This window comes from Rhodococcus sp. PD04 (assembly GCF_035918275.1).
GTDB lineage: Bacteria > Actinomycetota > Actinomycetes > Mycobacteriales > Mycobacteriaceae > Rhodococcus > Rhodococcus rhodochrous.
This window is the reverse complement of sequence record NZ_CP142143.1, coordinates 4633294-4654382: the sequence shown is the minus strand read 5'-3', so window position 1 is coordinate 4654382 and position 21089 is coordinate 4633294. Positions and strand designations below refer to the sequence as shown.

Here is a 21089-nt window from a genome sequence, read left to right as displayed (position 1 = left end):
TCCCTTCCGGTTGCGAGAACCATACTCTCGCGCAATTGGGAGCCGCAAGACCCGGAGAATTCGCCCATGTAGGCCGTTGTCGCGTGGCGCGGGTCACTCCCGGGGCTATCCTGCCGGACTGCTCCTTGCTAAAGTTCTCGAAAGTCGAACAGATTAATTCTCTGATCTGAGAATGTGATTTCCACACGATGCGAGGAGATGGGATGTCAGTGCAGGAGAACGGAGCCACCGCGGTGGCCGACGCCGCGACCACCGAAGTGGCGAAACGGCTGCTGATCGACGGGAAGCTCACCACCACCGAGCGCACCTTCGCTTCCTACAATCCGGCGACCGGTGAACTGGTGGGTTACGCCCCCGATGCGGGTGTCGAGGAGGCGGAAGCCGCCATCCGTGCAGCGCGACGCGCATTCGACACGACCACCTGGTCCACCGATGTCGAGTTCCGGATCAAGTGCCTCGACCAGCTCTACAAGGCCCTGCGCGACAACGTCGAGGAACTGCGCGAGCTGACGATCGCCGAGGTCGGCGCCCCGCGCATCCTCACCCACGGCAACCAGGTCGACGCGCCGCTCGAGATCGTGAAGTACTACGCCGACCTGCTGCGGAACACCGAGTTCACGGAGGACCTCGGCGACGTCGAGTTCCGCGGACAGCCGCACCGCCGCTGGGTGGAGAAGGAAGCGGCCGGCGTCGTCGCCGCGATCGTCGCCTACAACTACCCGACCCAGCTGGCCATGGCGAAGCTGCCGGCCGCGCTCGCCGCGGGCTGCACGGTGGTGCTCAAGGGCGCACCCGACACCCCGCTCGTCACCCAGGCGCTCGCCGAGATCATCGCCGAGCACACCGACATCCCGGCCGGTGTCGTCAACATCATCTCGTCGTCGCAGGTCGCCCCCGGTGAGCTCATGACCACCCATCCGGACGTCGACGTCGTCACCTTCACCGGCTCGACCCCCGTGGGCAAGAAGATCATGGCCGCGGCCGCGGACTCGCTGAAGAAGGTCTTCCTCGAACTCGGCGGCAAGTCGGCGCTCATCGTCCTCGAGGACGCCGACTTCGCGACCGCCGCGCAGTTCGCCGCCTTCAGCATCTGCTCGCATGCCGGCCAGGGCTGCGCGCTGACCACGCGTCTGCTCGTCCCCCGCGACAAGCACGACGAGATCGTCGCGCAGGTCGCCGGGATGATGCAGCACGTGCCCTACGGCGATCCGTCGAACCCGAAGATCTACATGGGCCCGGTCATCAGCGAGAAGCAGCGCGAGAAGATCCACGGCATGGTCGAGCGCGCCGTGGCCGACGGCGCCACCCTCGTCACCGGTGGAGAGAAGGTCGATCCGGGCTGGTTCTACAAGCCCACCCTCCTCGCGAACGTCGACCCCGACAGTGAGATCGCGCAGGAGGAGGTCTTCGGACCGGTCCTCGCCGTCATCCCGTTCGACGACGACGACGATGCCGTGCGGATCGCCAACAACTCCAAGTACGGCCTGTCGGGCGGCGTGCTCACCGCCGACGAAGAACGCGGTATCGCGATCGGCCGCCGCATCCGCACCGGCACCTTCTCCGTCAACGGCGGCAACTACTTCAGCCCCGACGTCCCGTTCGGCGGCTACAAGCAGTCCGGCATCGGCCGTGAGATGGGCAGGGCCGGACTCGAGGAGTTCCAGCAGCTCAAGGCGTTCTCGAAGGCGGTGACCTCGTGAAGCCACTCGAAGGCGTCCGCGTCGTCGAGGTCGCGATGTACGGTTTCGTTCCCTCCGCGGGCGCGGTGCTCGCGGAGTGGGGCGCCGACGTCGTCAAGATCGAGCACGCGGTGACCGGCGACCCGCAGCGGGGTCTGCGACAGACGGGAACCCTTCGCGTCGAAGGTGATCCGAACCCCAACGTCGAGCACGCCAACCGCGGCAAGCGCAGCCTCGGCCTGGACATCTCGATCCCCGAGGGCCGCGAGGTGCTGCTCGAGCTCGTGCGTACCGCCGACGTCTTCCTCACCAGCTTCCTGCCCAAGGTGCGGACCAAGCTGCAGATCGACGTCGACGACATCCGCGCGGTCAACCCGAAGATCGTCTACGCGCGGGGGAGTGCGCTCGGCCCGCGCGGTGTCGAGTCCGGCAAGGGCGGATACGACATGACGGCCTTCTGGGCGCGCGCCGGTGTCGCCGCCACGCTCACCCCGCCCGGCATCGACGGGATGATCGCACCTCCCGGGCCCGCCTTCGGCGACACGATCTCGGGCACGAACCTCGCCGGCGGTATCGCGGCGGCATTGTTCAAGCGTGAACGCACGGGCGAACCCTCGGTGGTCGACGTCTCGCTGCTCAGCAGCGGGGTGTGGGCGATGGGCCACACCATCGCACTGTCCGCGCATCTCGGGCAGCACATGGAAGCACCGAAGGCCGGTGGCCACGGCGCCCCGACGAACCCGCTCTCGGGTGTCTACGGCACGGCGGACGGACGCTACATCTCGTTCGTGATGCTGCAGCCGGCGAGGTTCTGGGCCGATGTGTGCACGCACATCGACCGCCCCGACCTCATCGACGATCCGCGTTTCGCGGACGCACAGTCGATCGCCGCGAACACCGTCGAGGCCGTCGAGATCCTGCGCGAGGTCATCGGCAGCCGCCCGCTCGCGGAATGGGTCCAGCGGTTCGGCACGCTCGCCGGGCCGTGGGCACCGGTCCAGGACTCGCTGCAGGTCGTGAGCGACCCGCAGGTCCGCGACAACGAATATCTGGTCAAGGCAGGGGAACTCGAACTCGTCGCCAATCCGGTGCAGTTCGACGTGACGCCGCCGCAGACCGGACCGGCACCCGAGTTCGCCGCCCAGACCGAGGAGATCCTGCAGGAGCTCGGGCTGGACTGGGAGCGCATCATCGAGCTCAAGACAGCGGGCGCAGTCACCTAGTCGGGGCTGCACCCGGTTCAGGGAGGGCCAATGCCTTACATCGCATCGATCGGAACGTACCTGCCGTGCTGGGGCACCCCCGACGCCAGGATCGCCGGTGACGACGAGGACGCCGTCACCCTCGCCGTCGAGGCGGGCCGCGCCGCACTCGAAGCGGGCGGATCCGTCGAGTACGTCGTCCTCGTCGGCCGGGATCTGCCGCTGACCGAGAGCAGCAACGCTGCGGTTCTGCTCGCAGGACTCGGACTCGATCCCGAACTCGAAGTGATCGAGCGGCTCGGGGGCGCGCCGGCGACGCTGGACGCCCTCGGCTCGGCGCGACCACGGACACTGGTCATCGGGGTCGACCTGAACTCGGCCGGTGCGGCGGCGGCCCTCACCTCCGACCACGGGTTGCAGGTGCGCACCGCCGCACGCGTGTCGCGCAGCCTGCCCGTACGTACGCGGAACGCCTCCGGCGACATCCACGACTACGGGGACCCGAGACTGCTCCGGAAGCGGGGCTATCTCGCCTCGCTCGCGACGGCCTGGGTGGACACCCCGGCCGTCGTGGCGGGGGTCCCGGCGCAGCACGCCGCCTCGCTCGCGGCCACGCAGACCACGGATCTGCCCACGACGGGCGCGAGTTCGGCGCTCTTCGCCCTGGCCGCGATGGCGGAGGCCGGTCTCACCGGACCTCTCGTCGGAGTCGAACAGGCCAGCCTGTCGGGACTGACCGTCGCGGAGGGGACGGCCGAGGTCCGTCGCCGGGAGAGACCTGCGCGGCCCGTGCTCGATTCGGCGCAGACCCTGCCCGGCGAGATCCCGATCTCGCTGGCGGCCTACGAGCGGGCCTTCGAAGCCAAGGTGCGATGGGAGGGCGGGCGTTTCCTCGACAGCGACCAGGTCGACTTCCCGCCGCGCTACCGGGTGGACGAGGACGGCTCGCTCGACACCGAGTACACCTTCGTCGAACTACCGCGCACTGGGACGGTCTACACCGAGGTCACCGTGCACGTGCCGGTGCCGGGTCTGCGCACCCCGTACTCGCTCGTCGTCGTCGACCTCGACGGTGTCGGAGTCCGTGCGCTGGTGCGGGTCACCGGCACTGCCGCCGGCAGTGTCGACATCGGAGACCGGGGACGGCTGGTGCTCCGCCGCATCGCGGTGCGCTCGGGTGTCCCCGACTACGGATACGCCTTCGAACCCGATTCGGATCCCGTGGACGAGGAGGAAGCGGCATGAGAAAGGTCGCGATCGTCGGCGCAGGAATGACACCCTTCGCCGAACATTTCGCTCTGGGCATCCGGGACCTGCTTCCGATGGCCTTCGCCGACTGCGCGGCGAGCGTCGACAAGGGCGTGCGGAAGTCGGACATCGACGCGGCGTGGTTCGGCTCGATGGGGACGACGGACGGTTTCCCGTCCGGGATCCTCGCCGACACCCTCGGGCTGCACGACGTTCCGGTGACGCGGGTCGAGAACTCCTGCGCGACCGGACACGACGCGATCCGCAACGCCGTCTACGGCATCGCATCGGGGGCATGCGACGTCGCGCTCGTGATGGGTGCCGACAAACTCCGGGAGACGGCCTCGAAGGGCATGCTCTGGGAATGGGAATCCATGACGCGCGACATGGCGTGGGATTTCCCGCTCGGCCTCGCGCAGGCGGGTTTCGCGTTGCACATGCGCCGCTATCTGTACGAGTCGCCGGCCACCCGTGAACACATGGCGATGGTCGCGGTGAAGAACCACCGCAACGCGTTGAACAATCCCAAGGCGTGCCGCCGATTCGAGCTGACGGTGGAGGAGGTGCTGGCCGCCGACACGGTGGTGACGCCGTTCGGCGTCTACGATTGCGCGCCGCAGAGCGACGGTGCGGCCGCGCTGATCCTGGTGGCGGACGACGTCGTCGACCGCTACACCGACAGGCCCGTGTGGATCCGCGGCACCGGTCTGGGTTTCGACGCCGTGATGCACCAGCACAAGCGCGATCTCACCTCCTTCGCGGCGACGCGGCGCGCGGCGAAGCAGGCGTTCGGCACCGCGGGCCTGTCACCGGGGGACATCGACGTTGCCGAGATCCACGACTACTTCACCGGAATCGAGATCATCAGCTACGAGGATCTCGGATTCGCCGAGCGCTTCGAGGGTTTCAAGCTTCTCGAGGCGGGAGTCACCGAGGTCGGTGGGTCGCTGCCGGTCAATCCCAGCGGCGGTCTGAACACGAAGGGGCATCCGCCGGGCGCGACCGGTGTCGCCCAGTGCGTGGAATTGTTCGAGCAGCTCCGCGGACAGGCGGTCAACCAGGTCGACGGAGCGCGAACAGGTCTCGCGCACAATGTCGGAGGCCCGACGGCCGTTGCGGCCGTGACGATCCTGGAGGGCCCCGGAGGCTGATCCCGTACTTCCACCCGCCATCGCTGTTCGGCGAGGACCCGTGCACCCGTCCGGTGCGCGGGTCCTCGCCGTGCGTACGAGCCGGCCCGTCACCGTCTTTCCGTCTCGTATCTCGAGTATCTTGCAGCGCTGCAAGATTGCCGTTCTGAATAATTAGAAACTCCATTCGTCTTTTCTGTAATCCTTATTGCCGCGGCCACACGCAGGCTCTAATGTGTGGGGCATCACAGGTAGTGCACTCTGCTCGTGTTCTGCGTCGCCGTGATCCACGGCCTCGGTAGTACGACGAAAGTTGAGTCGGATGTTTCTCACAGTTTCGAAAAAGGTGGGCCGCAGCCTGCTGGTGGTCCTGCTGGTGACCATCGCGGTCGTCGGCCTGCTCGGTCTCGCGCCCGGCTCCGTCGCCCAGGTCATCCTGGGGGAGAACGCAACTCCCCAGGCGGTCGCCGAACTGAACGCCAAGCTCGGCCTCGACGCGCCCTTCTGGAGCCAGTACTTCGGGTGGTTGTCCGACGCGGTCCGGGGCGATCTCGGAACCTCGCCGCTGACGGGTCAATCCGTGAGCGAGGCCATCGCCGAACGGTTGCCGGTCACTCTCCAGCTCGCCGCGATGGGTCTGCTGATCGCACTGGTGGTCGCACTCGTCATGGGCGTGATCTCCGCATCCCGCCCGGGTAGCGCCGTCGACCGCGGCATGAACGCCCTGTCGGCCGTCTTCCTCTCGGTGCCCGCCTTCATCGCCGGCCCCGTCCTCATCTACTTCCTCGCGATCAAGCTCCAGATCTTCCCGGTGATGGGCTGGTCCCGGATCAGCGAAGGTCTCGGCGACAACTTGCGCAGCGCGATGCTCCCGGCGCTCGCCATCGCCCTCACCGAGATCGCGGCCTTCCACCGCCTGCTCCGTACCGACCTCATGGGCACGCTGCGTGAGGATTTCATCGCCGCGGCCCGGGCCAAGGGGATGCCGTCCTGGTACGTGATGTTCCGGCACGCACTGAGGCCCTCGTCGTTCTCGCTCATCACCGTTGCCGGCATCAACCTCGGCCGCCTCATCGGCGGCACGGTGATCGTCGAGACCCTGTTCGGCCTCCCGGGTCTGGGCCAACTCGTCGCCTCCTCCATCACCTCCCGCGACGTGATCATGGTGCAGGGGATCGTGGCCTTCATCGCCGTCGTCTACGTGGGCATCAACACCCTCGTCGACCTCAGCTACCAAGTCGTCGACCCGCGGGTCAGGAAGGTGGTCGGAGCATGACGCAGGTCGCGCTCGAGAAGAAGGACGACGCACAGCGGGTCGAGTCGACCACCGAGGATCTGCCGAAGGTACCCGCCGCCAAGAAGACCCGCTCGGTGCTGGTCTACCTGTCGATCGTGTGGCTGGTGCTCATCATCGGTGCCGCGATCTTCGCGAGCGTTCTCCCGCTGGCGCCGTACAACGTTCCGATCGGACCTCCGCGGACGCCCCCGAACCTCGACTCGCTCGACACGCTCCTGGGGACCGACACCCTCGGCAGGTCGATCCTGTCCCGCGTCGTCTACGGCGCGCAGGTCTCGCTCGTCATCGGTGCCGTGGCCGGCCTCGTGGGCTTCCTGATCGGATCGTTCTTCGGCATGATCGCCGGATACTTCGGCAAGCGTGTCGACGCCGTGATCTCGCTGCTGGCCGACGCGATGCTCGCCTTCCCCCCGCTGATCCTGCTCCTGGCCCTCGCCTCGATCCTCACCCCGAGTGTCCGGACCATCCTCTTCGGTCTCGGCCTGCTGGCGATCCCGTCGTTCATCCGCCTGGCGCGAGCCAACACCCTCTCCTGGTCGTCGCGTGAATTCGTCAGGGCCGCCAAGAACATGGGCGCCGGCAGCGGACGGATCCTGTTCCGGGAGATCATGCCCAACGTCCTCGCGCCCCTCGCGTCGTACATGCCCATCGTGATCGCGGCGCTCATCGTCGCGGAGGGATCGTTGAGCTTCCTCGGCCTGGGCATCCCGCCGCCGCAGCCCAGCTGGGGCGGAATGATCAACGACGGCAAGGACGCCATCGCCACGTCACCGCACCTGGTGTTCGTACCGGCGCTCGTCATCTTCTTCACGGTGTTCGCCCTCAATCAGGTCGGCGACCATCTCCGTACCAAGTACGACCGCACGCTCCACGACTGAGATACCGAGAAGTGTTCGTACCCAGAATTTCCGAAGAAAGGTCGACCATGATTCGACGTAGAAGAATGTTCGCGGCGGTCGCCGTGGCCTGTTCCGCCGTACTGGTCCTCGGGGCCTGTGGATCGAGCGGTTCCGATACCGCCTCGGCCCAGGACACCGCGGCGGTCGGTGATCCCGTGGCAGGTGGTTCCGCGACCATCCTCCAGGCCGGTGAGCCTCGCTCGCTCGATCCCGCCGCGCTGTCCAACACATGGGCCCATCAGCCGGTGCTGGGCAACGCTCTCTACGGCGAACTGATCATCACGAACAACGACACGTTCGACGTCGAATACCGCATGGCGACCGACTTCTCGACCGAGGACAACGGGAAGACGTTCACGCTCGCACTGCAGCCCGACCTGAAGTTCAGCGACGGCACCCCTCTCGACGCCGCCGCAGTGAAGTTCAACTGGGACCGCCTCAAGGACCCGGCGCTGGCCTCGACGACGATCCGTCAGGCATCGCAGATCGAGTCCACCGAGGTCGTCGACCCGACCACCCTGCGTGTGACGATGGTCGAGCCCAACCCGCAGTTCGCCCAGGCCATCGTCGCCGGTGCACTGAACTGGATCGCATCGCCGGCCGCCCTCGAACAGGGGCAGCAGGCGTTCGACGAGAACCCCATCGGTGCAGGGCCGTTCACGCTCGTGAACTGGACCCGTCAGGACTCGATCCGACTCGAGAAGAACGAATCGTACTGGGACGCCCCGAAGCCCTACCTCGACGAACTCACGATCCGGACGGTGGCCGACTACAACCAGCGACTGAACGCAGCCACGACGGGGGCCGCGGACCTGTCGATGGAATCGAGCTGGACCAGCCTCGAGCGTGCCGAATCTGCGGGCCTCGCCACCCAGGTGACATCGACCGGCGGTGGACAGTTCGCCGCGATGAACTTCCGCAGGGCCCCCTTCGACGATGAGCGGGCACGTCGCGCGGTGTCTCTCGCTGTCGATCTCGATGCCGCGAACACCGTGGTGTACAACGGCGAAGGCGAGATCCCCCGCACCTTCTTCCCCGAGGATTCGCCCTACTACGCCGACATCCAGCTCTCCGAGACGAATACCGAGGAAGCGCAGAAGCTGTTCGACGAACTCGCTGCCGAAGGCAAGCCCGTCTCGTTCACCTACCTGGCCTACCCGACAGCGGAGGCGCGCTCTCTCGGCGAAGCCATCCAGGCCCAGCTCGGAGCATTCGAGAACGTGGACATGCAGGTCGAGGTGCTCGACTACCCGACGCTCACGGCGCGGGCGGGTGCGCGCGACTTCGACATGATCATTTCCTCGGCGATCACGCAGGACCCCGACTTCCCGCTCTCGATCGCGTTCGACTCCACGTCGACCGGCAACTTCACCGGGATCAACGATCCCGAGCTCGACGCAGCTCTCGAGCGCGGCCGGTTCGGCGCGACCGTCGAGGAACGCAAGGAAGCCTACGACGTCGTCCAGCAGCGCCTGGCCGATCAGGTGGTGGGTCTCTGGTACGTCCGGGCCACCCCCTCGGTCGCCTACTCGAAGGATCTGCAGGGCGTGCAGCTCTACACCCTCGGATCGCCGATGCCGGCCGAATTCTGGCTCAGCAACTAGCCGATACAGCCGACAAGACGGAAGGGACCGGCTCGCCGTGACTACTCAGCCGATTCTCGAAGTGAGAAATCTCCGTGCCTACATCGGCACGCCACGAGGCACCGTCCGCGCAGTGGACGACGTGTCGCTCGACCTGGACTCCGGACAGGCGCTGGGTATCGTCGGCGAGTCGGGCTCCGGAAAGTCGGTGATGGCCCGGGCGATCATGGGGCTCATGCCACCCCGCTCGGGCCGATCCGGATCGGTGACCTTCCAGGGCCGCGACCTGCTGGCCCTGACCAAGAAGGAGAAGCGCGAGATCTGGGGCAAACAGATCGCGATGGTCTTCCAGGATCCGGGTCGTTCGCTCAATCCGGTCGTCCGGGTCGAGCGACAGCTCACCGAGGGGATGCGGAAGCACCTCGGCGTCAGCAGATCCGAGGCACACACGCGGGCGCTGAAGCTCCTCGAGGAGGTGGGCGTCCCCGATCCGGAACGACGCCTCCGCAACTATCCCCACGAGATGTCCGGTGGCATGCGCCAGCGCGTGATGATCGCGATCGCGCTGGCGTGCGAACCGGATCTGCTCATCGCCGACGAACCGACGACCGCCCTGGACGTGACGATCCAGCGTCAGATCCTCGACCTGCTGCGGCGCGTCCAGCGCGACCGGGGCATGTCGATGATGCTCATCAGTCACGACCTCGCGGTGGTCGCGGGTCGCACCGACCGGGTGTCGGTGATGTACGCGGGGCGGCTCGCCGAAGTCGGTTCCACCCGTGAGGTGTTCGAGCAGCCGATGCACCGCTACACCCACGCACTGCTCGGGGCGACCCCGACGATCGACCACGTGCGGCACGCACCGCTGCGGGTGATCGGCGGGTCGCTGCCCGACCCGACCTCACCGCCCGAGGGGTGCCGGTTCGCGCCGCGCTGCAATCACGCGTCGGACCAGTGCCACACCACGCCGCCCCCACTCGAGTCGGTGGGCGTCGATCATCACGTTGCGTGTCTGAGCCCGGTGACCGTTCCGGTCGGGGCCGTTTCCGGAGGTGAATCCCATGGCCGGTAGTGGTGCCACTCATCTGCGCGGCGACGAGGCCCTGCTCAGTGTGCAGGACCTGGTGGTCGAGTACCCCACCGACAACGGTACGGTGCAGGCGGTCTCGAAGATCAGCTTCGACATCCTGCCCGGTGAAACCCTCGGCATCGTCGGCGAATCCGGGTGCGGCAAGTCGACCACCGGTCGTGCGGTGCTGCGGCTGGACCGCATCACCTCCGGCCGTATCCGGTTCGGCGACGAGTGGATCGAGGAGGCGAGCGAGAAGCGCATGCGCTCCCTCCGGCGCGACATGCAGATGATCTTCCAGGATCCGGTCGCCTCGCTCAATCCGCGCCGGTCGGTCGCCGACATCGTCGTCGAGGGCCTGACGGTCGCGAAAACACCTGCGAAGGAACGGGCGACGACATCGGTGTCGGTCCTCGAACAGGTCGGTCTGCCCGGCGAGCGATTCGCCGGCATGCTGCCCCGTCAGCTCTCGGGTGGCCAGGCGCAGCGCGTCGCCATCGCGCGAGCGCTCGCCCTGAATCCCCGGCTGCTCATCTGCGACGAACCGGTCTCGGCGCTCGATGTGTCGGTGCAGGCCCAGATCCTCAACCTGATCGAGGAACTCAAGGCCGAGTTCGATCTCACCGTCGTGTTCATCGCCCACGATCTCGGTGTGGTGCGCACGGTGAGCGACAAGGTCATGGTCATGTACCTGGGCAAGGTCTGCGAATTCGGTGATTCCATCGAGATGTACGACGACCCGGCGCATCCCTACACGCGCGCGCTGCTCGATTCGGTGCCGCTGACCGACCCGGAGAAGGGTTTCGCCGGACCACCCCTGGCCGGCGACGTGCCGTCGCCGCTCGCACCTCCCACGGGTTGCCGGTTCCGCACCCGCTGCCCGATGGCCCAGGACCGTTGTGCCGAAGAGGAACCCGAGATGCGTGAGGTCCGTCCGGGCCAGTACGCGGCCTGCCACTTCCCGCTGCCGTCCGTGACCGGACGCGATCTTCCCGAACCCGCCGCCGTCGGTGCCGGTGCGGACGCCTGATCGACCGAAGGGCCGCACGATCCGGGTACTGGTCTTCGCGGGCATCGTCACCACGGTGATGTCGACCCTCGTCATCCCACTGCTCGGTGAACTGCCCGCCCTGCTCGGGACCAGCCCGTCCAATGCGTCCTGGGTGGTCACGGTGACCCTGCTCGCGGGTGCCGTCGCGACACCCGTGACGGGACGCCTGGGCGACATGTACGGCGCGCGCCGGATGCTGTTGGTGTGCACGATCCCACTCATCGTCGGGTCGTTCCTGTGTGCACTGTCGTCGTCCCTGGCCCCGATGCTCGTCGGCCGTGCCCTCCAGGGTGCGGGCTTCGGGATCGTGCCCCTCGGCATCAGTGCGTTGCGTTCCCTCGTGCCACCGGCTCGTCTCGGCTCGGCCATCGCCCTGATGAGTTCGTCCCTGGGGATCGGGGGAGCACTCGGCCTGCCGCTCGCTGCGGCCGTCGTCCAGTACACGAACTGGCGGATGCTGTTCTGGGGAGCCGGTCTCGCCGGTGTGCTCGTCGCGGTGCTCATCGCCCGGCTGGTGCGGGACACCCCGGTGCCGGCGGAGGCGGGCCGATTCGACCTCGTCGGCACCCTCGGGCTCTCGGTCGCACTGGTCGCCGGGTTGCTGGCGATATCCAAGGGCGGTGACTGGGGCTGGACGGGTGCGACGATCCCGATCCTGTTCGCGGTCTCGATCGTCGCGTTCGTGGTGTGGGGCCGGTGGGAACTGAGGTCTCCGGCACCGCTCGTCGATCTCCGGGTCTCGAAGGGGAACCGGGTCCTCGTCACCAACATCGTCGCGGCCCTGATCGGTTTCTCGATGTACTTCCAGGCGCTGCTCGTTCCCCAGATCCTCATGCTGCCCACGGAGACCGGATACGGACTGGGACAGTCGATGGTGGCCATGGGGCTGTGGTGCGCACCGGCCGGTCTGCTGATGATGGCGATCTCCCCGCTGGGGGCGCGGCTGACGACCCTGCGCAGCCCCCGCACGACCCTGTTCGCGGGCTGCCTGATGATCGCCGCGGCCTATGCCTTTGCGGGACTCCTCATGCGATCACCGTGGGGTCTCATGGCGCTCACCTGCTGCGTCGCGGCGGGGATCGGACTGGCGTACGGGGCCATCCCCACATTGATCATGGGGGCGGTGCCGCCGACGCAGATCTCGTCGGCCAACAGCGTCAACACCCTGCTGCGTTCGGTCGGAGGCACGGCGTCGGCGGCGGTCGCGGGGGTCGTGCTGGCGCAGACGACCGTCGCCTTCCGCGGAACATCGATCCCGTCCGAGGGAGGACTCCTCACCGGCATGCTGATCGGGGCGGCGTCCGCGCTGCTGGCCGCCGCCGTGACCCTGGCCATCCGTCGTGTCCGACCCGAGGACCGGACCGATACAGAAGCTGCGCCGGCCGTCTCCCGTCAGTGATGGGACAGGGCGGTGGGGTGTGCTTCGTTGTCGATACCCGGGATGCCGCGTCCACGCAGCGATGCCCCCGCGGTCTCCGCCACGAAGTAGAGGGCGACGAGCCCGACCACGCACGCGCCCATCATGTAGAAGGCCGGCATGAGATCGTTGCCGGTCCGCTCGACGAGCCATTCGTTGATCGCGGGAGCCGTACCACCGAAGATCGAGGTGGACAGGTTGTACGAGATCGCGAACCCGGCGAACCGGACCTGCGTGGGGAACATGGCGGGGAAGGTCGCCGAGATGGTCGACAGCTGCATCACGTACAACAGGCCGAGCACGGTGAAGCCCAGAATCGCCCAGCCGAAGCCCACCGACATCAACATGTACATCGGCGCGGCGAGAACGAACAGACCTACCAGCGACGCCGCCCAGAGGGGCTTGCGCCCGATCCGGTCCGACAACGCCCCGGAGAACGGGATGACCGCCATCATCGCGAGCTGACCGATCAACACCAGGATCAGCGCCGAGGTGGTCGTCAGACCGATCCGATCCTCGAGATAGGTCGGCATGTAGCTCAGCAACGTGTAGTTGCAGACGTTCAGCGCGATGACCAGACCCATCATCTTGATGATCGGTCGCCAGTACCGGGTGAGCAGGTCCTTGAACTCGGCACCGATGCTGGCCTCCTCCTGGTGCGCCTCCTCGAGTTCCTTGAAGACCGGCGTCTCGTCGAGTTTCGAACGGAGGTAGAGGCCCACCAACGCGAGCGGGCCGGCGACGAAGAACGGCAGGCGCCAACCCCAGGTCGCCATGAAGGCGTCCGTGGACAGCAGGTCGATCATCAGGACGAGGAACGCGCCGGCGGAGAAACCGCCCAGCGTGCCGAACTCGAGGAAGCTGCCGTAGAAGCCACGCCTGCGGTCGGGCGAGTACTCGGCCATGAAGGTCGCCGCGCCACCGTACTCACCGCCGGTGGAGAAGCCCTGGATGATGCGCAGCAGCACGAGCAGCAGAGGCGCCCAGAACCCGATCGACTCGTACGACGGGACCGCGCCGAGCAGCACCGTCGAACCACCCATCAGAAGGATGGTGAGCGCCAGGATCTGACGACGGCCAACCGGTCGCCGAGCGGACCCCACACGAAACCGCCCAGGGGCCGAATGATGAAGGAGACCGCGAAGACACCCAGCGTGAGCAGCGTCGCGGATTCGAGATCGCCGGGGAAGAACGAATCGGCGATGTAGGTGGCCGTGTAGGCGTAGACGCCGTAATCGAACCACTCGGTGAAATTACCCATGGCCGACGCACCGATGGCGCGGCGTACCTTCTCCGGCGGCTCTTCGTGAGCTTCCGGCTTCGGGTCGACGGAACCGTTCTTCACGATTGTTCCCTCCGATCGAGCTCGGTGCCTCGGCGGATACGCGAGTCGACGGAGGGCGAAACCGATTCCCGTGAAGTTCCTCGAAACCCTGGTCAGGCGGACAATCTGCTGAGCGGATGTGCCGAGGAGGCGTACCGTGCCCGATCACGTCGGCCCGCTGCGGAGGCGATGTCGACGGTGTCGAGCCGCTCGTCGCAGATGCGCACGAGTTGTTCGAGGATGTGCGGTTCCAACCGGTTCCACCGATGCTTGGTCAGCAGGCCGCGGAGGCGGTGGAAGTAGTTCTCGGGGGTGATCCCGAAGGTGACCCAGATGTCCTCGTCGGGACCACCGTTCCAGTGCCGCCACTTCACGGCGAAATCGATCATCGCAGCTTCGTCCGACATGCCGGAACTCCTGTCTGAGGGGGATGTGTCAACGGAGTAGTTCTTTGACGACCTTGCCGGTCGCGTTGAGGGGGAGCGCGTCGATGTATTCGACGACACGCGGGACCTTGAATCCCGCCATGCGTGTGCGGCTCCAGGCGATCAGGTCCTCGGCGGGGACGGGATCGGACGAGACGACGAACGCCTTGCCCACCTGGCCGAGCCGTTCGTCGGGGATCCCGATCACGGCCACCTGGTCGACGGCGGGGTGTTCGAGCAGGAAACCTTCGATCTCGGCGGGATAGGCGTTGAAACCGCCGACGACGAACATGTCCTTCTTGCGGCCGATGATCCGGAGGTGACCGTCGGCGCCGATCTCGCCGAGATCACCCGTGTGGAGCCATCCTTCGGTATCGACGGCTGCGGCGGTGGCCTCCGGATCGTCGAGATAGCCCTGCATCACGTTGTATCCGCGGATGAGCACTTCGCTGTCGTCGGCGATGCTCACTTCCACACCGTCGCAGGGTTTTCCGACGGTCGTGGCGATCTGTTCGAAGGTGTCGCCGCGGCGGGAGGCCGTCGCGGTGCCGGCCTCGCTCAGACCGTATCCCGTCATGATCGTCTCGAAGGGCAGTTCGCTCCGGATCCGCCGGATCAGATCGACCGGGATGTCGGCCGATCCGGTCACCGCCGCGCGCAGCGACGACAGGTCGTGGGTCCGGTCCTGCTGCGCTGCGAGGAGCGAGTGGTAGAGCGTGGGTGGTCCGGGCAGCATGGTCACATGTTCCCGCTCGATCAGGTCGAGGACGGTGTCCGTCTCGAAGACCGGGACGGGAATCATCGTGGCGCCGCGGATGAACGACGCGACGAGGCCGGCCTTGTAGCCGAACATGTGGAAGAACGGGTTGACGAGCAGGTAACGGTCGCCGCGTCGCAGATCGGCCAGATCGCACCACTCGGAGAACATCCGGAGGGTCTGCAGGTGGTTCATCATCACGCCCTTGGGGCGTCCGGTGGTGCCCGAGGTGTACATGATGTCGGCGATGTCCTCGCCGACCACCTCGCGGGTGAAAGGTCTTCCGCTGTCCAGGAAACCGGATGCGATGTCGATCCGGGGGGTGCCGGCCGGCACCGCGTATTCCTGGTCGAGGAAGCCGTCCTGCACGAGGGTCAGCTTCGCTCCGCTGCGCCGGATGATGTCGCCCGCCTCGTCCTCGCGGTAGCGGGTGTTCACCGGGACGAGCACACCACCCGCGGTGAGCAGGCCGAAGGCCGCGACGATCCACGCGGCGGAGTTGGGGGCCCAGATCGCCACCCGATCACCCTTGCCGACACCTGCGTCGGCGAATGCTCTGGCGGCGCGGCGGATTCGATCGGTGAAATCGGTGAAGGAGATCCGGAGGTCCCCGTCGACGACCGCTTCGGCATCACCGAAGCGGTCGCCGGCGCTGAGGACCATCTCGGGGATGGTCCGCCAGCTCATACCTTCAGGAGCCTCGCGAGGTTGCCGCCCATGACCAGCTTCTGGTCCTCGAAGGGCAGGTGCTGGATGTGCTGGATGTAGGTGGTCGGCTCGGCCAGGCCCTCGGGGTGCGGGTAGTCGGAACCGAACAGCACGCGCTCGGCGCCGATGAGGGCGGTGAGCTTGCTGAAGTCCTCCTCCCAGAAGGGGCTGACGTGGATGCTGTTCTTGACCGCCTCCACCGGGTCCTTCATGCCGAAGCCCTCGGGGGCCTTCTTGAAGGTGTCGGCGAGGTTCTGCAGCAGACCGGGCAGCCAGCTCGCGCCGTTCTCGATCACCGCGATCCGCAGCTCCGGGAAGCGGAGGAGTGCACCGTGGCAGACCCACGACGCGACCGCGTCCTGGATCGGACGCCACTCGTTGACCATGTGGAAGGTGTTGGTGACGAACGGCAGCATCTCCTTGTCGGCACCGTCCCACTCCGCCGTGTGGCGGGCGTAGCCGCTGTCGGACGAGTGCTGGGTGACGAGCACATCGAGTTCGACGACACGCTTCCAGAAGGGATCGAACTCCGGCAGGGCGAACGAACGCGGTCCGCGGTAACCGGGAACCGGAGCCGGGCGCACGAGGATCGCCTTCGCGCCGCGTTCGACGCACCACTCGAGTTCCTCGATGGCCTTGTCGACGATCGGCAGGCTGATCACCGGCACGGTGAAGATGCGGTCCTTGTAATTGAAGGACCACGTCTCGTACAGCCACTGGTTGAGCGAGTGCACGACGGCGTGGATCAGCTCCGGATCGTCACGCATGCGCTCCTCGACGAGGCTGGCGAGGGTCGGGAACATGAGCGTGCGCTCGATGCGGAGTTCGTCCATGAGTTCGAGACGGGCCGCCGGCTCGCGGAAGGCCGGGATCGACTTCATGGACTTGCCGAAGATCTCCCGACGGCTCTTGCCCTCGGGGTTGCCGTTCTTGAAGTAATCCTCCATGGCGCCCGGCCGGGCGACGACCTCGAAGGTCGGGTTGGGGATGTAATCGCTGATCTGACCGCGGATCGCGATCTTCGTGCGGCCGTCGACCTGCACGTACTTGATCACGTCCTTGTACTTCTCCGGAAGGAACTTCGTCAGCGCCTCCTCGGTCTCGTACAGATGGTTGTCCGCATCGAACAGCTGGTACGGCAAATCGTTCGCGGTCATCAAATCCTCCTTCTCCTGTTACGAGAATACTATTCTCATGTGTGCGCAGCCGCAATATCCTGACGAAGCCGGAACTTCTGGATCTTCCCGCTCGCCGTGCGCGGGAAGTCGTCGACGCGGTGCAGTTCCTCGGGCCACTTCTGCTTGGCGATGCCCGCCTGCCGGAAGTGTGTGCGGATGTCCTCGAGCGTCGGCATCTCGTGCCCAGGCCGCAGGCGCAGCACGGCGGCGGCATGTTCTCCGAGGCGCTCGTCCGGCGCCGACACGACGGCGGCCTCGGCCACCGAGGGCAGGGTCAGGAGCACCTCCTCGACCTCGAGCGCGCTGATGTTCTCCCCACCGCGGATGATGAAGTCGGCCTTGCGGTCGGTGATCGTCAGGAAGCCGTCCTCGTCGACGATCGCGACGTCTCCGGTGTGGTACCAGCCGTCCTCGTCGAATGCGCGTGCCGTGAGTTCGGGGTTCGTGTATCCCATGCACAGATCCGGTCCGCGGCTGAGGATCTCGCCGTCGTCGGCGATACGGATCTCCACTCCCGGGCACGCGTTGCCGTCGGTGAACAGGCGCTTGTCCACCGGATCGGTGACGAGCGAACTCGTGATCGACGGGTGCTCGGTGCTGCCGTAGGCGCGGAACACCGTGATGCCGAGATCGTCGAGACGACGGGTGACGGCGGCGGGCACGGTCGACCCGCCCAGGCCGGCGTACTTCATGTACTGCAGGTGCCGGTCCGGATCGAAGTTCGGGTGGTCGAGCAGACTGGTGATGAAATAGGTTGCACCGCCGCCGATCACGAGTCCGTCGCTCTCCATCAGTTCGATCGCGCGGGCCGGATCCCAGACATCGAGCAGGTTGATGGGGGTGTGGTCGAGGATCGGGATGAGGAAGGCGTTGACCATACCGATGAAGTGACCCACCGGCGCGCCCGTGAGCTGTGAGCCGCGGTCGGCGGGATAGCGCTCGGAGAGCTGCCTCGTCTCGAAGCCGAGCGTCCGGTGCGTGTGGATCACGCCCTTGGGATCGCTCGTGGTGCCGGAGGTGAACGCCAGCAGTGCCGGCTGCGAGGGATCGCCGGGGAGCACGCTCTCGAAGGGCTCGTCGTCGAGCAGGTCGTCGAAGTCGCGTCCCACGACACCGACGACGGGAACGTCGGCGCACAGTTCGGGCCGGTACTCGGTGTATCCGAACTTCTCGGCGCACACGAACACCTTGGGAGCGGACTCGCGCAGGATGTACCCGAGTTCCTTGGGACCGTAGAAGTGGACGATCGGCACGACCGTCGCGCCCAGGAAGGACGAGGCCCAGAAGACGGCCGCGGCCTCCATCCAGTTGGGGAGCTGGAAGGCCACGACGTCGCCGGGGCCGACTCCGCGGCGGTGCAGACCGGCCGCGAGGCGCCGCGCGACGTGTTCGACCTCGCTCACGGTGCCCGCCCACGGTCGGATGGTCGAGTGGATGCGGAACTCGGTGTCGGGTGCGGCCTTCAGGCCGCGCGCCAGCATGTCGCCGATCGTCTCGCGAGTCCACCACCCTTCGCTCTCGTAGCGTTCGACCAGTTCGGAGGGGATCTGCCGCATCTGAAAGCTCCAGTGTCGGGGGTGGCGTCACGCCGCCGTTCGTCGCGGCGCGACCGGTGCAGACCGGCCTTGGCCGGTTGTGGAGATGCTATTCTCCGAAAAGTAGAATTCCAATATCAGTTCGGAGAGCAGACCATGGTGGAGCTGGAGCTCGACGACGGACTCGCCGTCGTCACCATCGATCGCCCGCACGCGCGCAACGCCATCGCCCCCGAGACGATGGACCAGCTCGAGAAGGTGCTCGACGAGGCCGAGCAGGCGCAGGCACGTGCCCTGGTGATCCGCGGTGGTGGCGACCGCGCCTTCGTCTCCGGTGGCGATCTGAAGGAACTCGCCGCGCTCCGCACCCACGAGCAGGCCGCCGACATGGCCCGGCAGATGCGCGCCGTGTGCGACCGGATCGCCGGCTTCCCGGCGCCCGTCGTCGCCGCGCTCAACGGTCACGCACTCGGCGGTGGTGCCGAGGTGGCCGTCGCCGCCGACATCCGCATCGCCGCGGACGACATCAAGATCGGCTTCAACCAGGTGTCGCTGGCGATCATGCCCGCCTGGGGCGGTGCCGAACGGCTGGCGTCGCTGATCGGGCGCGGGCGTGCCCTCATGCTCGCCGGGACCGGCGACATCCTGCGGGCCGAGGAGGCCGAACGCATCGGTCTCGTCGACAAGGTGATCCCGCGGGAGACCTTCGACGAAGGGTGGCGCACTCTCGGCCGCGCCCTCGCCAATCCGTCCTCCGCGTCGATCAAGCACGTCGTGAACGGTGCGAGCCCGGAGGAGGCGGTCGACGCGTTCGCGCGGTTGTGGATCGCCGATGCCCACTGGGAAGCGGCCGGCAAGGTGCTCTCGCGCGGCAAGTAGGGCCCGAGCGCCGCCGCTACCGCGCGGTCAGGAAGTCCGGGAGGATCTCGAACAGGTTGTCGCGCACTCGATCCGGCACCGTCGTCGGAGGATCGGAGGTCGGGGCTCCGGTCGCTGCCCGGTCGCGTTCGGCGAGGTGTGCGACGAGGGCCGCGACGAACATGCCGTCTAGCAGCGCGTAGGCGGTGTCGGGATCGTATCTCGGCGTCGTGCCCGACAGTTCCGCGTAGCGCGTGAGCACACGGTCGATCATGTCGCGCAGTCCCCGGTCGATCGCCGAGACATCATCGCGCAGCGAAGGATCGAACATCGACTGGTTACGCAGGTCGTACCAGAGGCGATGCATCGGAGCCTCGTCCCGGAGCGTCTCGGCCACCTTGCACGCGAAACCGCGACGGAGTTCGTCGGCGGTCGTCGCGGTGTCGACCACCTCGTCGTATCTCGTCATGCACCGCGTCTTGTAGTGGCGTACGCAGTGCAGGATCAGGTCGGTCTTGTCCTTGAAGTAGTAGTGCACGACACCGTGGGAGAACGGCGAGTTCTGGGCGATGTCCCGCAGGGACGTTCGCGCATAACCGAGTTCGCCGAGTGTCGTCAGGGCGGACTCGGCGAGCTGGGTACGACGTTCGTCGTACCTGTTCTGCCGGCTTCGGAGCGATCGGTCGGCGGGAGCTGCCGAATGGTTCATCGTTCGCCAGTGTAGGTGCGCCACAGGCTTCGCGATACCGACCGACCTGCACAGGACGGTCGTCCGGCATCCTCTTGACAGCTGTCAAGATCTGGCAGATCCTGTGACCTGGACCACATTCATTCGGGCCGCCTTCCGAGGCGGTACGGGACGTTCCGTCGGCCCACGCGCTCCCTGCTCCTCCGGACCACCCACTTCAGGAGGCCATCCGATGACGGTTTTCGATTTGACCGGGCGTCGCGCACTCGTCACAGGAGGGGCACAGGGCCTCGGCGAAGGAATGGCCCGCGCACTCGCTGCGGCCGGGGCGAGCGTCGTGGTCGCCGACATCCAGGACAGCGGCGAACAGATCGCCGCGGACCTTCCCTCCGACGGAGACCGCAAGCACGCCTTCACCCGTCTGGACGTCACCTCCGAGAGCGACTGGGAACGGGCGATCACCGAGACGATCACCGCCGTCGGTGGTCTGGACATCCTGGTGAACAACGCCGGTATCGAGATCACCGGCCTGATCACCGAGGTCTCACTCGACGACATCCGCCGCATGCTCGAGGTGAACATCCTCGGTACCACGCTCGGAATCAAACACGGTCTGCGGGCGATGCGTCCGGACGGTGCGGCGGGGAACGGCGGCGTGATCGTCAACATCGCCTCGGTCGCCGCGACGATCGCGTTCCCGGGCATCTCCGTCTATTCGGCCACCAAGTCGGCCGTCGACCGTCTCACGCGGGTCGCCGCGATGGAGAGCGGGAAGCTCGGTTACGGAGTGCGGGTCAACTGCGTCTATCCGGGACTCGTCCCGACAGCGATGGGTGCGGGACTGGCGAACGACATGGCGACCATCGGTCTGTTCGGTTCACCCGACGACGCGGTCGCCGCCGTCGTCGAGCAGACCCCGTCCGGCCGGCTCGGGACGGTCGAGGACATCGCGGACGCCGTGGTGTTCCTTGCTTCCGACGCGGCACGATTCGTCACCGGTGCCGGCCTCCCGGTCGACGGCGGCATGGGAATGTGAGGGAA

17 protein-coding genes and 1 pseudogene are annotated in these 21089 nt (G+C 66.9%); 12 read left to right on the top strand and 6 right to left on the bottom strand.

From position 1 onward, the window contains the following. Window positions 1-203 precede the first annotated feature (203 nt). The 10 genes from U9J23_RS21120 to U9J23_RS21075 all read left to right on the top strand — a co-directional run bounded on the left by U9J23_RS21120 (window position 204) and on the right by U9J23_RS21075 (window position 12557). Complete coding sequence (locus tag U9J23_RS21120) at window positions 204-1700, top strand: aldehyde dehydrogenase family protein (RefSeq protein WP_059384061.1); 1497 nt, start codon at window positions 204-206, stop codon at window positions 1698-1700. Next, on the top strand, window positions 1697-2902 hold the full coding sequence (locus U9J23_RS21115; protein WP_016692320.1) for a CaiB/BaiF CoA transferase family protein: 1206 nt from the start codon (window positions 1697-1699) through the stop codon (window positions 2900-2902). The genes U9J23_RS21120 and U9J23_RS21115 overlap by 4 nt, the downstream gene beginning before the upstream one ends. 30 nt (window positions 2903-2932) lie before the next feature. Then, a complete protein-coding gene (locus U9J23_RS21110; RefSeq protein WP_059384062.1) occupies window positions 2933-4126 on the top strand; it encodes an OB-fold domain-containing protein in 1194 nt (397 codons plus the stop codon). Next, window positions 4123-5280, top strand: coding sequence for a thiolase family protein (locus U9J23_RS21105; RefSeq protein ID WP_085470185.1), 1158 nt, complete (start codon window positions 4123-4125; stop codon window positions 5278-5280). The genes U9J23_RS21110 and U9J23_RS21105 overlap by 4 nt, the downstream gene beginning before the upstream one ends. A 301-nt stretch (window positions 5281-5581) precedes the next feature. Next, the gene (locus U9J23_RS21100; RefSeq protein ID WP_059384064.1) at window positions 5582-6535 is read left to right on the top strand and encodes an ABC transporter permease; all 954 of its coding nucleotides are present in this window, start codon (window positions 5582-5584) and stop codon (window positions 6533-6535) included. Continuing rightward, window positions 6532-7434 (top strand): ABC transporter permease, encoded by a 903-nt coding sequence (locus U9J23_RS21095; protein ID WP_085470184.1) that lies wholly within the window; start codon window positions 6532-6534, stop codon window positions 7432-7434. Before U9J23_RS21100 ends, U9J23_RS21095 begins: the two co-directional genes overlap by 4 nt. Before the next feature lie 47 nt (window positions 7435-7481). Next, window positions 7482-9059: an ABC transporter substrate-binding protein gene (locus U9J23_RS21090; RefSeq protein ID WP_059384066.1), complete on the top strand. Its 1578-nt coding sequence runs from the start codon at window positions 7482-7484 to the stop codon at window positions 9057-9059. A 112-nt stretch (window positions 9060-9171) separates the two neighbouring features. Beyond that, window positions 9172-10110, top strand: a complete 939-nt coding sequence (locus U9J23_RS21085) for an ABC transporter ATP-binding protein (protein WP_016692326.1) — start codon at window positions 9172-9174, stop codon at window positions 10108-10110. Continuing rightward, window positions 10100-11137, top strand: coding sequence for an ABC transporter ATP-binding protein (locus U9J23_RS21080; protein ID WP_059384067.1), 1038 nt, complete (start codon window positions 10100-10102; stop codon window positions 11135-11137). The genes U9J23_RS21085 and U9J23_RS21080 overlap by 11 nt, the downstream gene beginning before the upstream one ends. After that, complete coding sequence (locus U9J23_RS21075) at window positions 11118-12557, top strand: MFS transporter (protein ID WP_059384068.1); 1440 nt, start codon at window positions 11118-11120, stop codon at window positions 12555-12557. Before U9J23_RS21080 ends, U9J23_RS21075 begins: the two co-directional genes overlap by 20 nt. Here the strand turns inward: U9J23_RS21075 and U9J23_RS21070 are convergent. From U9J23_RS21070 to U9J23_RS21050, 5 genes and pseudogenes are all read right to left on the bottom strand, one after another. Continuing rightward, a pseudogene (locus U9J23_RS21070) lies at window positions 12551-13836 on the bottom strand (MFS transporter). The gene U9J23_RS21075 and the pseudogene U9J23_RS21070 overlap by 7 nt on opposite strands. 176 nt (window positions 13837-14012) lie before the next feature. Next, window positions 14013-14306, bottom strand: coding sequence for a DUF3263 domain-containing protein (locus U9J23_RS21065; protein WP_059384069.1), 294 nt, complete (start codon window positions 14304-14306; stop codon window positions 14013-14015). A 28-nt stretch (window positions 14307-14334) separates the two neighbouring features. Then, the gene (locus tag U9J23_RS21060) at window positions 14335-15768 is read right to left on the bottom strand and encodes a FadD3 family acyl-CoA ligase (protein ID WP_326600239.1); all 1434 of its coding nucleotides are present in this window, start codon (window positions 15766-15768) and stop codon (window positions 14335-14337) included. Next, window positions 15765-16946 (bottom strand): amidohydrolase family protein, encoded by a 1182-nt coding sequence (locus U9J23_RS21055; protein WP_059384071.1) that lies wholly within the window; start codon window positions 16944-16946, stop codon window positions 15765-15767. The genes U9J23_RS21060 and U9J23_RS21055 overlap by 4 nt, the downstream gene beginning before the upstream one ends. A gap of 35 nt (window positions 16947-16981) precedes the next feature. Continuing rightward, window positions 16982-18523, bottom strand: a complete 1542-nt coding sequence (locus tag U9J23_RS21050; protein ID WP_145707415.1) for an AMP-binding protein — start codon at window positions 18521-18523, stop codon at window positions 16982-16984. Window positions 18524-18658: 135 nt separating this feature from the next. Here U9J23_RS21050 and U9J23_RS21045 point away from each other — a divergent pair, with 135 nt between their 5' ends. Continuing rightward, window positions 18659-19381 carry an enoyl-CoA hydratase/isomerase family protein gene (locus U9J23_RS21045; RefSeq protein ID WP_326600235.1) on the top strand — a complete coding sequence of 241 codons (723 nt, stop codon included), beginning with the start codon at window positions 18659-18661 and terminating at the stop codon, window positions 19379-19381. 16 nt (window positions 19382-19397) lie between these two features. Here U9J23_RS21045 and U9J23_RS21040 read toward each other — a convergent pair whose 3' ends face one another. Further along, complete coding sequence (locus tag U9J23_RS21040; protein ID WP_326600233.1) at window positions 19398-20069, bottom strand: TetR/AcrR family transcriptional regulator; 672 nt, start codon at window positions 20067-20069, stop codon at window positions 19398-19400. Between the two features lie 211 nt (window positions 20070-20280). Here U9J23_RS21040 and U9J23_RS21035 point away from each other — a divergent pair, with 211 nt between their 5' ends. After that, the gene (locus tag U9J23_RS21035) at window positions 20281-21084 is read left to right on the top strand and encodes an SDR family NAD(P)-dependent oxidoreductase (RefSeq protein ID WP_272269005.1); all 804 of its coding nucleotides are present in this window, start codon (window positions 20281-20283) and stop codon (window positions 21082-21084) included. The last annotated feature ends 5 nt before the right edge of the window (window positions 21085-21089 follow it).

What these genes read in the sequence shown, in the direction of transcription:
- U9J23_RS21110 (WP_059384062.1), top strand. Translation starts at nt 2,933, where the DNA reads ATGCCTTACATCGCATCGATCGGAACGTACCTGCCGTGCTGGGGCACC.
- U9J23_RS21080 (WP_059384067.1), top strand. Translation starts at nt 10,100, where the DNA reads ATGGCCGGTAGTGGTGCCACTCATCTGCGCGGCGACGAGGCCCTGCTC.
- U9J23_RS21035 (WP_272269005.1), top strand. Translation starts at nt 20,281, where the DNA reads ATGACGGTTTTCGATTTGACCGGGCGTCGCGCACTCGTCACAGGAGGG.
- U9J23_RS21045 (WP_326600235.1), top strand. Translation starts at nt 18,659, where the DNA reads ATGGTGGAGCTGGAGCTCGACGACGGACTCGCCGTCGTCACCATCGAT.
- U9J23_RS21055 (WP_059384071.1), bottom strand. Translation starts at nt 16,946, where the DNA reads ATGACCGCGAACGATTTGCCGTACCAGCTGTTCGATGCGGACAACCAT.
- U9J23_RS21050 (WP_145707415.1), bottom strand. Translation starts at nt 18,523, where the DNA reads ATGCGGCAGATCCCCTCCGAACTGGTCGAACGCTACGAGAGCGAAGGG.
- U9J23_RS21095 (WP_085470184.1), top strand. Translation starts at nt 6,532, where the DNA reads ATGACGCAGGTCGCGCTCGAGAAGAAGGACGACGCACAGCGGGTCGAG.
- U9J23_RS21100 (WP_059384064.1), top strand. Translation starts at nt 5,582, where the DNA reads ATGTTTCTCACAGTTTCGAAAAAGGTGGGCCGCAGCCTGCTGGTGGTC.
- U9J23_RS21060 (WP_326600239.1), bottom strand. Translation starts at nt 15,768, where the DNA reads ATGAGCTGGCGGACCATCCCCGAGATGGTCCTCAGCGCCGGCGACCGC.
- U9J23_RS21065 (WP_059384069.1), bottom strand. Translation starts at nt 14,306, where the DNA reads ATGTCGGACGAAGCTGCGATGATCGATTTCGCCGTGAAGTGGCGGCAC.
- U9J23_RS21090 (WP_059384066.1), top strand. Translation starts at nt 7,482, where the DNA reads ATGATTCGACGTAGAAGAATGTTCGCGGCGGTCGCCGTGGCCTGTTCC.
- U9J23_RS21040 (WP_326600233.1), bottom strand. Translation starts at nt 20,069, where the DNA reads ATGAACCATTCGGCAGCTCCCGCCGACCGATCGCTCCGAAGCCGGCAG.
- U9J23_RS21120 (WP_059384061.1), top strand. Translation starts at nt 204, where the DNA reads ATGTCAGTGCAGGAGAACGGAGCCACCGCGGTGGCCGACGCCGCGACC.
- U9J23_RS21105 (WP_085470185.1), top strand. Translation starts at nt 4,123, where the DNA reads ATGAGAAAGGTCGCGATCGTCGGCGCAGGAATGACACCCTTCGCCGAA.